General features: G+C 66.4%; 15 protein-coding genes. 9 read left to right on the top strand and 6 right to left on the bottom strand.

What is annotated here, in order from left to right; genetic code table 11:
• The first annotated feature begins 716 nt into the window (after positions 1-716).
• The 3 genes from O0J15_RS18380 (at position 717) to O0J15_RS18370 (ending at position 3,684) form a co-directional block, all read left to right on the top strand.
• Positions 717-1,253 carry a hypothetical protein gene (locus tag O0J15_RS18380; RefSeq protein WP_019660284.1) on the top strand — a complete coding sequence of 179 codons (537 nt, stop codon included), beginning with the start codon at positions 717-719 and terminating at the stop codon, positions 1,251-1,253.
• A 57-nt stretch (positions 1,254-1,310) separates the two neighbouring features.
• Complete coding sequence (locus O0J15_RS18375) at positions 1,311-2,318, top strand: XVIPCD domain-containing protein (RefSeq protein WP_308306089.1); 1,008 nt, start codon at positions 1,311-1,313, stop codon at positions 2,316-2,318.
• Between the two features lie 520 nt (positions 2,319-2,838).
• On the top strand, positions 2,839-3,684 hold the full coding sequence (locus O0J15_RS18370; RefSeq protein WP_239502475.1) for a hypothetical protein: 846 nt from the start codon (positions 2,839-2,841) through the stop codon (positions 3,682-3,684).
• Between the two features lie 52 nt (positions 3,685-3,736).
• Here the strand turns inward: O0J15_RS18370 and O0J15_RS18365 are convergent, their stop codons facing one another.
• Genes O0J15_RS18365 through O0J15_RS18355 form a run of 3 tightly spaced genes read right to left on the bottom strand, consistent with a single transcriptional unit; the run spans position 3,737 to position 6,430 of the window.
• A complete protein-coding gene (locus O0J15_RS18365; protein ID WP_134735802.1) occupies positions 3,737-5,065 on the bottom strand; it encodes an XVIPCD domain-containing protein in 1,329 nt (442 codons plus the stop codon).
• Positions 5,062-5,715, bottom strand: coding sequence for a hypothetical protein (locus O0J15_RS18360; protein ID WP_019660280.1), 654 nt, complete (start codon positions 5,713-5,715; stop codon positions 5,062-5,064). Before O0J15_RS18360 ends, O0J15_RS18365 begins: the two co-directional genes overlap by 4 nt.
• 43 nt (positions 5,716-5,758) lie before the next feature.
• Positions 5,759-6,430 (bottom strand): hypothetical protein, encoded by a 672-nt coding sequence (locus O0J15_RS18355; protein ID WP_134730785.1) that lies wholly within the window; start codon positions 6,428-6,430, stop codon positions 5,759-5,761.
• Between the two features lie 239 nt (positions 6,431-6,669).
• On the opposite strand from O0J15_RS18355, the gene O0J15_RS18350 reads away from it, so the two are divergent.
• Positions 6,670-7,188, top strand: a complete 519-nt coding sequence (locus O0J15_RS18350; protein ID WP_134735800.1) for a GNAT family N-acetyltransferase — start codon at positions 6,670-6,672, stop codon at positions 7,186-7,188.
• Positions 7,189-7,209: 21 nt separating this feature from the next.
• Here O0J15_RS18350 and O0J15_RS18345 read toward each other — a convergent pair whose 3' ends face one another.
• Together O0J15_RS18345 and O0J15_RS18340 are read right to left on the bottom strand one after the other, a co-directional pair.
• Entirely contained in the window at positions 7,210-7,647 is a 438-nt protein-coding gene (locus O0J15_RS18345) for an acetyltransferase (protein ID WP_308306088.1), read from the bottom strand.
• A gap of 68 nt (positions 7,648-7,715) precedes the next feature.
• Positions 7,716-8,483 carry an NAD(P)H-dependent oxidoreductase gene (locus O0J15_RS18340; RefSeq protein ID WP_049413574.1) on the bottom strand — a complete coding sequence of 256 codons (768 nt, stop codon included), beginning with the start codon at positions 8,481-8,483 and terminating at the stop codon, positions 7,716-7,718.
• A 77-nt stretch (positions 8,484-8,560) separates the two neighbouring features.
• Between O0J15_RS18340 and O0J15_RS18335 the strand changes: the two genes are divergently transcribed.
• The 5 genes from O0J15_RS18335 (at position 8,561) to O0J15_RS18315 (ending at position 12,469) form a co-directional block, all read left to right on the top strand.
• Positions 8,561-8,920, top strand: coding sequence for a helix-turn-helix domain-containing protein (locus O0J15_RS18335; protein WP_010484895.1), 360 nt, complete (start codon positions 8,561-8,563; stop codon positions 8,918-8,920).
• Positions 8,921-8,995: 75 nt separating this feature from the next.
• On the top strand, positions 8,996-9,520 hold the full coding sequence (gene tadA, locus O0J15_RS18330; RefSeq protein WP_019660275.1) for a tRNA adenosine(34) deaminase TadA: 525 nt from the start codon (positions 8,996-8,998) through the stop codon (positions 9,518-9,520).
• A 75-nt stretch (positions 9,521-9,595) separates the two neighbouring features.
• Positions 9,596-10,168, top strand: a complete 573-nt coding sequence (gene orn / locus O0J15_RS18325) for an oligoribonuclease (RefSeq protein ID WP_164145240.1) — start codon at positions 9,596-9,598, stop codon at positions 10,166-10,168.
• A 170-nt stretch (positions 10,169-10,338) separates the two neighbouring features.
• Positions 10,339-11,214, top strand: coding sequence for an EcsC family protein (locus O0J15_RS18320; RefSeq protein WP_308306087.1), 876 nt, complete (start codon positions 10,339-10,341; stop codon positions 11,212-11,214).
• Between the two features lie 139 nt (positions 11,215-11,353).
• Positions 11,354-12,469 carry an alkene reductase gene (locus O0J15_RS18315; protein WP_308306086.1) on the top strand — a complete coding sequence of 372 codons (1,116 nt, stop codon included), beginning with the start codon at positions 11,354-11,356 and terminating at the stop codon, positions 12,467-12,469.
• Here the strand turns inward: O0J15_RS18315 and O0J15_RS18310 are convergent.
• Positions 12,436-13,259 (bottom strand): mechanosensitive ion channel domain-containing protein (locus tag O0J15_RS18310; RefSeq protein ID WP_308306085.1); only part of this gene is annotated, 824 nt, incomplete at its 5' end. The genes O0J15_RS18315 and O0J15_RS18310 overlap by 34 nt on opposite strands.

Here is a 13,259-nt window from a genome sequence, read left to right as displayed (position 1 = left end):
AGTTTGAAACGAGCGTCGTATCTGTTCATGTATCCCTCGGGGTTGGATCTGGCGTCCAACTCCCGGGGGTCACTTCAGTATACAGTGCGTGCAGTCTCCCCGTTTTAGTGAGAGGGTGAACTACAGCGTTGAAGAAGTTTGGCCGGCAAGAACGCTACGACCTGTCGAGTCCTGGTACGTCCACAGGTGTGTTTGCGGACACGGCAGGGGCTCCCTGCTTGTGATTGGTCTTCAGGAGTGACTGAGCAGAACGTGCATCGAGGCATCCCTTAGGGAGGGTCCTGCGGGCTCTGATGCAGTTCCAGATCAGACTGACATTGATTCTTGTGAAAGCCGCCGGCCAGTTCCGTGGGCTTTGCACTTTCAATCCTTTCCGGCTGCTATCAGCCTTCGATTCGGCAACAAGTCGCGCTAACCGCACTTTTTTGTGATCAAGTGCGCTTTTCATCCCAAGCCCCCTTCGACGAGCGCTGCCTCCTCGAAGTAAGCTGCGTGCGCGTCAAAATCCCGACGCGCCGGTGCCATCGAACGCAGGAGCTTTTCCGTCCATGAGGACTGTGTCCCCCCGCGGTGCGGGTGACGCTTGCCACCATCGCGGTTGCCGTGGGCTCGGGGCTATCATCCGCCATGGCGGCCGCCGGGCACGTGCGGGGCATCGCCCCGTTTCCGGCCTCCGCTCGGGAACTGGCAAGACGGGATTGAAGGAGTTGCAGGGGATGGAGAAGGGGAGTGGCACGCACATGGACAATGCCCTGGCGTTCGTTCCGTCCGGCGCGAACCTGCTGGAAGCTGTACGCGGCGATCTGACCGGCAATGGTTTCCAGGACCAGCTCCTGGTGATCGACCAACCTCCTCCGGAGGGCTTGTTGCCCGGCGAGCACGGACCGAACCGGGTCCTGCTGTTGCTGCTGGGCGATGCCACGGGCCGCTGGCAGCTGGCGGCACGCAACGACAAGCTGGTGCCGTGCTCAACGCGCGGTGGCATGGCCGGTGACCCCTTCGCCTACGTGACGATTGAAGACGGCGCGTTCAGCGTGATCACCAACGGCGGCAGCCGCGAACGCTGGAGCAGCGTCTACACCTTCCGGTATGCACCTGCCGAGCAGGCGTGCTGGGTGCATGGCGTGCAGCGCAAGGTGGTGGACACCGAAACCGAAGCGACCCACACGCGCGATTTCTCCGCGGCCGAGCTTGGCCGGGTGCGATTCGAGGATTTCGACCCTTCCGTCGTCGCCGACGTGAGCTTGCCCTGAGTGCCATGCCTGTGAGGAGGCGGGAGTATCCAACGATGATCGAGCAGGAGTTTCACCGTGTCGCAGGATAGGGAGTCGTTGCTGTTGCGGCAGGCCACGGAGGCCGGCATGACTTCGTCCCGGGAACTGGCCAACTTCATGGCGCAGGCCGGGCATGAATCCCGTGGCTTGAGCCGTCTCAACGAGAGTTTCAACTTCACCCGGGGTATCTCGCAGATCCCGGTGGAAGCAGCGTGGCGCAATGGCAACGGTGCGCTGGAGAGCGCCCGTCAGGACGCGCTGCGTGGCCGCCCGGAAAACCTGGCTGAGCTGATGTACGGCGGGCGCATGGGCAACGATGCCCCTGGCGACGCACTGAAGTATCACGGCCGCGGCTATCTGCCGCTGGTCGGCAAGGAGAACTATGAGCGTGCTGGCAAGGCGCTGGAACTGGACCTGGTGAATCACCCGGAACTGGCCGCGCAGCCCGAGCACGCAGGTCGCATTGCCGTGTGGCAGTGGCAGACGCGGGTGCCAGAGGCGGCGCGCGAGGATGTGCGCGAAGCCACGCGTGCCCTGAATGGCGCGCTCAACGGCATCGAAGCCCGCCAGCAGCGTTTTGACGTGTGGCATCAGAAGCTGACGCCAGATGTGATGGCGCGTCTGGATAGGGGCGAAGTCGGGGCGCCGGCGCAGCAGACCGGTGCACGGGACATGTCGCAGCCGGGCGCGCCGGGACACGTACTGTTCCAGGGCGCACGCCAACACCTGCAGCAGATGGGGCCGCAAAGCGGTCTGCGCAGCGTGCAGGAACTGGACAATGCTGCCGGCGCACTGGCGCTGAGCGCGCAGAAGGCGGGGATGTCGCGCATCGATCATCTCCTGGCTGGCAACGACGGCCGCACGTTGTTTGCCGTGCAGGGCGCGCTGGGTGACCCGGCCATGCTGCGCGCTTCGGTCGAGCGCGAACAGGCGGCGCAGCAGCCGCTGGCGCAGAGCAGCCAGCAGTTGGCCGCCAGTGTCGCCCAGCAGGACCCCGCGGCCGCGCTCGCCCGCGAGCAGGAGCAGCGCTCTCGATCCCTGTAGCACCTGATGCCGGCGGGCAGAGTGCCCGCAGGCGCTTTACGTACGACGCGTGGCGCCCTGTGGCGCCGACATGGAAACCCACTCGTAAGGACACCACATGCGAATCGTTCCCTCGAATACCCGGCACGCCGCTGCCCGCTGCACTGCATCCGTGCGCTGCCTGCCGTCGGTCTGGCTGTTGTCACTTGGACTTGTCGCGGGGGCGGCACAGGCTCAGGAGGTAGCGGCATCTGTGGTGGAGACGCCCCCCGCTGCCGAGGCTACCGTTGAGGCGCCTGCAGAGGCGGCGCCCGTTGCCGCGCGCGCGGCGGCCGACGCCGTTGTCGTGGCGCCGCCGCCCGAGGTGTCGGCTGCCGTGACACCCCCTGCGACCCCTGTGGTGGACACGCAGCCGGCGCCGGCTGCGGAACCGGCGCCGGCGCCCGTTGCGCCCGCAGCGGCGGCGCCTGTAGCTGAACCGCCTGCCGCCGTCGAGCCAACCGTTCCCGCGGTAGCACCCGCTCCGCCCGCATTGGCCATCGTGCCGTTGCCGCCCGAGCAGGCGACCGAGCGGGCGCTCGGTGCCCGCTGCCCGGTGGATCTGGCCGGGCGTCTGGCGACCCAGGGCGACCTGCTGATTGGCGCCTGCCAAGGCACCATGCCGGCGCATCTGGCCGCGTTGCTGGTCGCACTGCCCGTGCAGGACATCCACCTGCCGCGCAGCTGGCGCGAGCGTGAGGTGCGGCAGAAGGCATGGTTCAAGGCGGTGCCGGGCTACGGCCAGCGCCCGGACTTCATCGTGCGGATGGGCGACATCTGGGTGCGCTCGCTGGAAGGGCGCGACGGCGACAGCACGTTCTATCTGGTGTCAGCACCGTTCACCTGCAGCGACCAGGTCGCCAACCGCGATGAGTACGGCGCGGAGCCGGTCCGCGTGCCAGCGGGTGATTGTCGCGAGGCCTATGTGGCCCAGCGTGTGTACCAGGTCCGCGGGGACGCGCCGCCGAGGGGTGTGACCGCCGATGCCATGCCGGCCATGCCGCCGGTGACGGACGCCGACCGTGCGCGACAGCTGTCGCGTGAGGGACGTGTCATCCTGGACCATAGCAAGTTGCAGTACGGCCCGGCCATGCGCTGGTTCGTGCAGTACCCGGAGTCTGCGCAGAAGGGCGGTCCGCGCGCCTACGGTGACTGGAACCGCGAGCACATCGCGTTCGTGGTCTGGACTGGGGATCGCTTCGAGCTGCGTGAGAAGGTCGCACGCGCCCTGTGGCCCTGTGATCCGGTGGCACCCGGCGATCGTGCCTGCGGCGGATTCCCGGATTCGGGCCCGGATCCGTTCGTGACTGCCGGAGTAGGCGTGCCAGTGGCGGCCTCCAGCCCCTGAGCCGGAGTGCCGAAGGGTGCGGGAGCCGGGGTGAGTGGCTCCCGCGCCGCCATCAGGCCTGCAGGCTGCGGGTCTGATGCTGCTGCTGTTCCAGCTGTTGGTCGCGCTCCAGCGCAAGCCGCTGGCCTGCGGCCTGCTGGTCGATGCGCTGGCTGCTCTGTTCCAGCGGGGTGTTCATCGCCACTGCCGTATCCACCGACACACGAAGGTGGGCGGGGTCACCGCCCTGGCCCTGCACGGCGAAGCTGCGCGAGGCATCGGCATTCATGACCACTTCGTCGATGCGCTTGCCGCCTGCTGCGTGCATTTCGGCGGCCAGACTGCCTGCCAGTTGCGTGCTCATCACGTCTGGTACCCGGCCGACGCGGACATCCTGCGCGTGCACGCCACGGATCGCGTCGTTGAACAGTGGGTTGCCCACATGGTTGGCATCGTCCATTCGCAGCATGCTGGTGTGATGGCCGTTCTTCTCCGCTTCGCGGCGTGCCGGCTCACCGGGCTGCAGCGGGCCGCGGATGTGGTCGTACAGGTCGACGGCGCCGCCTGGAATGCCCCGCGCCGCGCGGGTGACACCACGGCGCAGTGATTCAACGTCGTCGCGGTACTCCTCGATCATCCTGGCGTTGTCTTTTGCCAGCTTCTGCGTTTCCGGGTGCTGCAGCACCGAGCCGTCACCGAGGAAGTTGCCCAGCTTGTGCGCGCCGAACGAGCTGCCTGCGGCGATGATCGGCCGGTCGGGGATAAGGGCGCGCAACGAGTGATTGCTGAAACCGTTCGCGGCGAGCGTGCTGATTTCATTCGGCCTGGCGTAGATGCGCACCTGGCCGAAGTGCGGCGACGCCGCGCTGACCGGATCGGAGGCCATGACATGGTTGATCATGGTGTTGCCGCCTTCCGGGATGCGGTAGCTGAGGCTGACCGCGCCATAGGCGTTGAAGGTTTCGCCCTTGACGTTGAAATGGTGCGAGGTGATCTGGGCCAGAGCGCCACCGAGAGAGTGGCCGGTGACGGTGACTTCGGGTGGGCGCTGTCCGAGATCCTGCCCCTCCTTCTTGGCATAGGCGAGGGCGCGTTGGGTCAGCGCGATGGCGTCCGGTGCTTGGACGTTGGTGCGGGCGACAACCATGCCACCATCGGTCAGGATCGCATCGCGGGCGATCTGTTCGGTGCCGCGATGTGCGACGACAATTTCATTGGTGTCGACTCGCTGGTAGATCGTTCCCTGATAACCGTTCAATCGATTATCAACGTGCTCGAGGATCTTGTACTCATGCCCGTTGATCGCTACGAGCTCTTCCTTGCCGGGAGCGCGTCGACCGACCGCACGGTCCTTGTACACGTCGTCGGAAATACCCGCATAGTCTTGGCTGCTGAGGCTCATTGGCGGACCTCATTGGCTTCAAGTGAAGCCGAGAACAGTGAATTCTGCAGCTCAGGGCGGAACTTGGTGGGGTCTTCTTGGCCGCTTGCGCCGTAGTCAGGAATCTCGTTCACGCGCGGATAGTCCGAACGAGGATAGTAGCGAGTCTCGGTCTCGCCTTTGACGAATGGCGCTGCTTCAATAAATGAAAGGAAGCGCGTCTCGCCCTCAGCCCCCGTCGCCTTCAGCATCGCGCCTGCACCGGTGAACTCCCACTTGCAGACACCGCGACCGTAGTAATCCTCGTCCAGCATGCGGTCGATGTATACAGTGCCCCGGTACTCACCATCAGCGACCTTGCGCAGCTCCACCGGCTCCTGGCTGGTGATGCGTGCGGCGGTACCGGTGGCTGGTTCGATGTGGCCGCACTGGTCTTCGTTGGTGACGTCGTACTGCGCTACGCCTTCGACCACTGCGAAATCACCGGGGGCATCCTTCAGGCGCAGCACCAGTTCATAGGCCTTGCGCGGGCTGGGGTTGAGCTTGGCGAGGCCACGCCCACCCTGGGCGACATCGGCTTCAGCAGCGGCACGTTCCTGGTTCATGGCGGTCTCCGGATTGCAGGCGGTCAATAGAAGCAGAGCAAGGCACGGAATCATCTTGTGGCGCAATGTCGGCCTCCTGGTGTGTAGGGGGAAATGTGGCACTGGCAGCTCATGGCGCGAGCGTCCGCACAGTGGTTGTGGTCGAGAACAGCGCGTCGCGCAGATCTTCGCTATACCCTGACGGATCTTCTTCGCCACTGGCGCCGAAGTTGGCGACGGTGGTGGCGCGCGGATAGATGAGTTTCGGGTAATAGAGCGTCAGAGGTGAATCCCTCTCCATGCGCTTCCTGTCGATGAACGTCAGGAATCGCGTATCAGCTTCGCCGGTCGTGGCACGCAACATCGCGCCAACGCCGGTCAGCGTCCAGTGGCACGTACCGCGATCGTAATAGTCCTGGTCCTGCATGCGGTCGAGGTAGAACGTACCGCGGTATTCGTTCTCGCCCGTCCTGCGCAGTTCCACCGGTTCCTGGCTGGTGATGCGGCTGGCCGTGCCGGTGGACCAGATGACCCGCCCGCAGTCTTCGTAGTTGCTGACGTCATACTGGCCCACGCCCTCAACAACCGCGAACGGGCCCGGTGCATCCTTCACTGTCAGCACCAGTTCGTAGGCCTGCTTCGGCGCCGGGTTGAGCCTGGCCAGGCCGCGTCCACCCGCAGCAACGTCGCGCTCGGCATCGGCATAAGGTGAGCACGCGGCCAGCGGCAATAGCGCGATCAACGCCAACAACGGCCGTCCCCTGTGTTCGCGCTGTGCTACATCCATGGCCCGGTCCTGCATGGCGCGTCCATGTCCATATATCCTTCCTGGGTGACAGGTTTTCCGATTATGGAGCGTGTCGGCAAGCCATTGCCACCCGGCGCGCCATGTTTTTGACGCGCCGGCGGGTGCTACCTCGGGCGTATCGTCTGCGCCGTGGGCGATCCGGTGTTTCCGCTGGCGCTGCGTGCGACGCAGGCTCTTCTGCAGATGTGTGATTCAAATCAATAATTCACATTTTCATCACAGAGACGGGCGCCATGAATTACACGATTCGGCCTGAGTCCAGTAAAGACCGGGCAAGCATCCACGCACTCACTGAGGCGGCCTTCCGCGATGTGCCGCACAGCAGCCACACCGAGCAGTTCATTGTCGATGCGCTGCGTTCGCGTGGAGAGCTGAGTCTCTCGCTGGTCGCCGAGAAGGACGGGCAGGTCGTCGGGCACATCGCCCTGTCGCCGGTGACGATAAGCGATGGCAGCACCGGCTGGTTTGGCGTGGGACCCATCTCGGTGCTGCCCGGATACCAGGGGCAGGGCATTGGCGCAGCTCTGATGCACGCGGCGCTCGACGCATTGCGTGGGCAGGGCGCGCAGGGCTGCGTCGTGCTGGGGGAGCCGTCCTACTACGGCCGATTCGGGTTCCATGCCGAACCGGGCCTGGTACTGCCGGGTGTTCCAGCAGCGTACTTCCAGGCCCTCTCCCTGGTGCCGCCGATCGCGCAGGGCGAAGTGCGCTACTCAGCGGCATTCGAGGCAAGCGCCCCGCCCGTGGATTGACCCCCGCCGCCGGGGCTGATCTCAGCCCTCGTACCGGAGATGGATCAGCGGATACGGGCGGCCCTGCGAATCCAGCGGTGAACGTCCGGTTTCGACGAAGCCCATGCGCAGGTAAAAGCCGACGGCCTGTGCGTTCTGTTCGTTGACGTCGGTACTCAGCTGCGGATGCTGGGTCAGAGCGTGCTGCAGCAGTTGCCGGCCGATGCCGGTGCCACGTGCGTCCGGATCGATGAACAGCGCTTCCATGTGCGTGCCATCGATCAGCATGAGGCCCAGCGGCCGATCCTGCGCATCGACAGCAACGGTCATCGGCGCTTGCGGCAGGAAACCGGCGACTTCGGCATCGATGGCCTGGCGGTCTTCGGCACTGAGGAAGTCGTGGGTGGCGTCGACGGCGCGGCGCCAGAGGTCGACAAGAGCGGCGCCGTCGTCGGCGCGGGAGGGGCGGAGGGTGGTCATGGGTTCGCCAAGGTGCTTCGGAAGAGTGCGAAGTATGAGGCTTTCCGGTAGCGCCTGCAGGCGAAGATTCATCCCGCGTCGCGGTGGCGGATGAAGGGGCTGTGCGCGATCGCGTCCGCGCGCAGCACCACCCCATCCTCGAAGTCATCGCTGTCGTTGAAGGGCACGATTGGCCACTGCCGCCAGTGCGTCAGTCGCTCGCGGTAGGAGAGGGTGGCTGCAACCAGTGCTTCGTCGTGGGCCTGCACGCGTTCCGCTGCAAGCCCGGAACGCACGCCATGCACCACGCATGGCTCCATCACCTCGAAGCCGACGTAGCGCAGGCTGTACATCAACGGCCACAGCAGCAATCGGGTGTCGCCTTCGCGGCCGTCCACCGCGCATGCCCGTGCCGATGAACCGGTGGTGACGCTCAGCAATGCACGCTTGCCCTGCATCACGCCATGTTCGTGGCGCTGACGGCTGTTGTACATCGGCCCATATACCAGCACGCGGTCCAGCCAGCCCTTGAGGATGGCTGGCGCCGCGAACCACCACAGCGGGAACTGCAGGATTACCAGGTCTGCGACCCGCAGCAGGTGCAGGTGACGTCGCACATCGGCGGGTAACTGCTCCAGTTCGGCGCTGTGGCGTTGTTCGCGCTGGGCATCGAAGCGCTCGGGCTGCAGGCGCCGTGGATGGTGCCAGGCCGCTTCCAGCGGATCGAAGCCTTCCGCATACAGGTCGACCACATCCACCTGCGAGTGGTCGTGCCTCAGCTGCTCGGCCGCCTGCGCGGCGAGGTGGGCATTGAAGGAGCGGGGTTCGGGGTGGGCAAGCAGGATCAGGGCGCGCATGGGCGAGGTGTTCGAGGAGTGTGCGACCATCCTCGCGGTGCCGGCATGCCCCGGCAATTACGCACCTTGAGGTAACCATGGCCTATCCGGGCGATGTCTATGCCGCCGATTGCTCGGCGCGCGATGCGCTGGCGCTGATCTCCGGCAAGTGGGTGATGCTGCTGCTGCCGGCATTGGCGCAGGGCCCGCTTCGCAACGGCGCGTTGCTGCGGAAGATCGAAGGCATCTCGCAGAAGGTGCTGACCCAGACTCTGCGACAGCTGGAGCGCAATGGGCTGGTCGAGCGGTGTGACCGGGGCAGCAAACCGCTGCATGTCGAGTACCGCCTGACCGAGGTCGCGCACGGTCTGGTCGAGACGTTGTCCGCCCTGGACCGCTGGGCGGAGCACAATTTCCCGGCGCTGGATGCGGCCCGCGAGCGCTTCGACGCGCGCTAGCGGCGCCTGTACGGCCCGGGGCGTACAATGCGGCCCCGGCGGCCATCCTGGCCCTGCACACACGCGAGAACCGCCATGACCGACGCCCTGGGCGTGCCGGTGCACGACACCGATGAACACTGGATGCGCCACGCGCTGGCGCTGGCCGAGCGTGCGCAGCGCGAGTACGACGAGATCCCCGTTGGTGCGGTACTGGTGGGTGCCGATGGCCAGCTGCTGGGCGAGGGCTGGAACCTCAACATCGCCTCGCACGACCCCAGCGCGCACGCCGAGATCGTGGCGATGCGGGCCGGCGGAAAGCTGCTGGCGAACCACCGCCTGCTCGGCAGCACGCTGTATGTGACCCTGGAGCCGTGCGCGATGTGCGCGATGGCGATCGTGCACGCACGCGTCGCCCGTCTGGTCTACGGCGCCAGTGACCCCAAGACGGGCGCCTGCGGCAGCGTGTTCGACCTCATTGGCGACGCCCGCCACAACCATCGCGTCGAGATTCACGGCGGGGTGCTGGCCAAGGAAGCCAGTACACGCCTGACCAATTATTTCCGCGCCAAACGTGGCAAGCCGCCGCTGCTGCTGGAAGACCACGCCGGCGAGGGCTGAGGGGCGAAAGGGTATGATGGGCGCCTCTTTCCCTTACCGGTAGGCCGCGCGCCTGCCCAGCAACGAGGCGACACAATGGCGGACACCGGCGCGGCCAACGAGCGACTGATCTGGATCGACCTGGAAATGACCGGGTTGGATACCGACAACGATTCGATCATCGAGATCGCCACCGTGGTCACCGATGCCCAGCTGAACGTGCTGGCCGAAGGGCCGGAATTCGCCATCCACCATCCGCTGGAAACGCTGGAAGCGATGGATGAGTGGAACCGCAACCAGCACCGCCGCTCGGGCCTGTGGCAGCGCGTGGTGGACAGCGCCACCACCCTGGGCCAGGCCGAGGCGCAGACGGTGAACTTCCTGGCGCAGTGGATCCCGGCCGGCCTTTCGCCGATGTGCGGCAACTCGATCTGCCAGGACCGCCGCTTCCTGCACCGCCAGATGCCGCGCCTGGAGAAGTACTTCCACTACCGCAACCTGGACGTGTCCACGGTGAAGGAGCTGGCCAAGCGCTGGGCGCCGAGCGTGGCCGCCGGCGTCGGCAAGAACAGCAACCATACCGCGCTAAGCGATGTACACGATTCAATCGCCGAGCTGCGTCACTACCGCCAGTTCATGGGCGCGCTGTCGGGCCTGCCGGCTGCCTGAACGACGCCGTCGGGCATGGCCCGGCGCTACCGGGTGACACACCAACGGGTAGTGCCGGCCGCTGGCCGGCAAGGCGCGGAGGTCGGATCCCTTTGCTGCGGAAAGGGCTCTGACCCCTCTGTCGTACCCCGCGACGAACCGTTCAACTTCCGGGCGCTAAGATCGGCGCCATGAACGAGCCGATCCTGCTCCCCCGCGACATCGCCCATGACGCCCGCGACTGGTCCGACCTGCAGCGCGCGGTGGCCCTGCTGGAAGCGCCGACCATGACCGCGCGCATGGCCAATCTGGTCGGCACGCCGCTGGAGTTCGCGGTGAAGGCGCTGCCCAGCGCGGTCTCCAACCGCATCCACGGTGCGGTGCAGGCAGCGCTGAGCAAATCGGCACAGGCCGCGCTGTGGAGCATGGACAATACCCCCGGCAAGGTGGCGTCCACCCGCTGGCACAAGCTGGCGGCGGCCACCTCGGGCGCGGTCGGCGGTGCCTTTGGTTTCGCGGCCTTGTTCATCGAACTGCCGGTGTCGACCACCATCATGATGCGCGCCGTGGCCGACGTGGCCCGCAGCGAGGGCTTCGACCTGTCCGAGTTCAGCACCCGGCAGGCGTGCCTGGAGGTGTTCGCGCTCGGTGGCAACTCGCCGCGCGACGACGCCAGCGAGACCGGCTACTACCTGGCCCGCGGCTTCACCACGGATGTGATGCGCCACCTGTCGGCCGAGCTGGCCGGGCGGGTGGTGACCGGCCGCGACCTGACCCTGGGCGTGGCGCCGAAGGAAGCCGGCAAGCTGCTGGCGAAGCTGGTGGAGAAGGTGGCGGCGCGCTTCGGCGTGGTGGTCACCGAGAAGTTCGCCGCACAGGCGGTGCCGATCGTCGGTGCTGCCGCCGGTGCAACGCTGAATACCATGTTCACCGACTACTACCAGGACATGGCGCGCGGCCACTTCATCGTGCGCCGGCTGGAGTTGAAGTACGGGGAAGATGTGGTGCGCACCTGCTATGACCGCGTGGCACACGGTGCGGTAAAGATCGAGCCAAGGCTGGAGTAGAGCCACGCCATGCGTGGATGAGCCTTCGTGCCGGGTGATCCTTGCCGTGGGGGAACAACTGTTTTGCCAGCGCGTGCCTGTTGCGGGGCGGGCGCCATCCCCATTCTTTGCGGCACTCCTCCCGCAAGAGATCGCCGCCATGTTGTTCACTCCTCATCATCTGGGCGCACTGACGCTGCCCAACCGCATCGTGATGCCGCCGATGACCCGCTCGCGCTCGTCGGCCGGCAACGTGCCCACTGCCGAAATGGCCACGTATTACGCGCAGCGCGCCAGCGCCGGCCTGATCGTCAGCGAAGGCACCCAGATCAGCCCTCAAGGCCAGGGCTATGCCTGGACCCCGGGCATCCATAGCCCGGATCAGGTGAAGGGCTGGCGCCGGGTGACCGATGCCGTGCACGCTGCCGGCGGTCGCATCTACGCCCAGCTGTGGCATGTCGGCCGGGTCTCGCACGTGGCGCTGCAGCCGGGCGGCGCCGCGCCGGTGTCGTCGTCGGCGTTGTTGGCGGAAGGCGTGAAGGTGTTCGTCGACCCGACCGGGGCAGGTCCCGAAGCCGGGATGGGCGAAATGATCCAGCATTCGATGCCGCGCGCGCTGCGCGAAGACGAGATTCCGGGCATCGTCGCCGACTACGCCGAGGCGGCACGCAACGCGCTGGACGCAGGCTTCGATGGCGTGGAGTTGCACGGTGCCAATGGCTACCTGATCAACCAGTTCATCGACTCGCAGGCCAACCAGCGCACCGACGGCTATGGCGGCGCGTTGCAGAACCGGCTGCGGTTCCTGCGCGAGGTCGTGCAGGCGGTGACGGCGGTAGCCGGCGGTGATCGCGTTGGCGTGCGCCTGGCGCCGCTGACCACGCTGCAGGGCGCGGTGGATGATACGCCGCAGGCCACCTATCTGGCGGCCGCGCATCTGCTGGGTGAACTGGGCGTGGGTTACCTGCACATTGCCGAAGCGGATTGGGACGATGCACCGTTGATGCCGGTGGCGTTCAAACAGGCGCTGCGCATGGTCTACCCGGGTACGCTGATCTACGCCGGCAAGTACACCGCCGAGCGCGCCGAGCAGGCACTGGCGGAAGGCTGGGCTGACCTGATCGGCTTCGGCCGGCCGTTCATCGCCAACCCGGATCTGCCGGAGCGACTGCGTACCGGTGCGGCGCTGAATCCGCCGGATCGCGCGACGTTCTTTGGCGGTGGCGCGGTCGGCTTCACCGATTACCCGACGCTGGAAGAGAGCGTCGCGGCCTGATCCTGAAGGCTGCCGGCCTTGTCATAGCCCAGCTTCAGCTGCTCCAGCAGCGTGACCTTGGTGCCGAACCAGTCGGCCGACTTCACGTAGCAACGGATGCCGAGGTTGATGGCGTGCGCACCCAGCTCGTACACCACCACGTCCGGGGCCGGCGTCTGCAGCACGCGCGGGTCGGCCTTCATCAGCGCCAGCGCGGTGTCGCGTGCCAGCTGGATGTTGTCTTCGTAGCCGATGCCGATCACCAGTTCGACGCGGCGCGTCGGTTCGGCGGTCAGGTTGATGATCGGTGCGGCGGTGATCAGCGTGTTCGGAATGGTGGTGTGCTGGTTGTCGGCACCGGTGATGACGGTCTGGAAGATGCGCACTTCGCGCACCGTGCCGGTCTGCCCGGCCACGGTCACCACATCGCCCACGCGGAACGGTCGCAGCGTCACCAGCATCACGCCCGAGGCGATGTTGGACAGCGAATCCTTCAGGGCAAGGCCAACGGCCAGGCCGGCGGTGCCGAGCACGGCCAGCAGCGGCGTGATCTGCACGCCCAGCGTGCCGATGGCCAGCACCACCACGATCACCAGCGATGCGGCGTACACCACGTTGCGCAGGAAGCTGCCCAGCATCGGGTCCACGCCCATGCGCGCTGTGGCGCGCGGCATCGCGTTGGACAGGCGACGCGCCACCCACAGGCCCACCAGCAGCACCACGATGGCGGCCAGTAACGGCACACCGTAGGTTTCCAGCAGGCGCTCCCAGTTGAGCGAGTGGAACCAGGGCGTTGCGGCGGGGGCGGGGG

It is taken from the genome of Stenotrophomonas sp. Sm10 (assembly GCF_030985515.1).
Taxonomy (GTDB): Bacteria; Pseudomonadota; Gammaproteobacteria; order Xanthomonadales; family Xanthomonadaceae; genus Stenotrophomonas; species Stenotrophomonas hibiscicola.
This window is presented reverse-complemented; position numbering and strand designations above follow the sequence as displayed.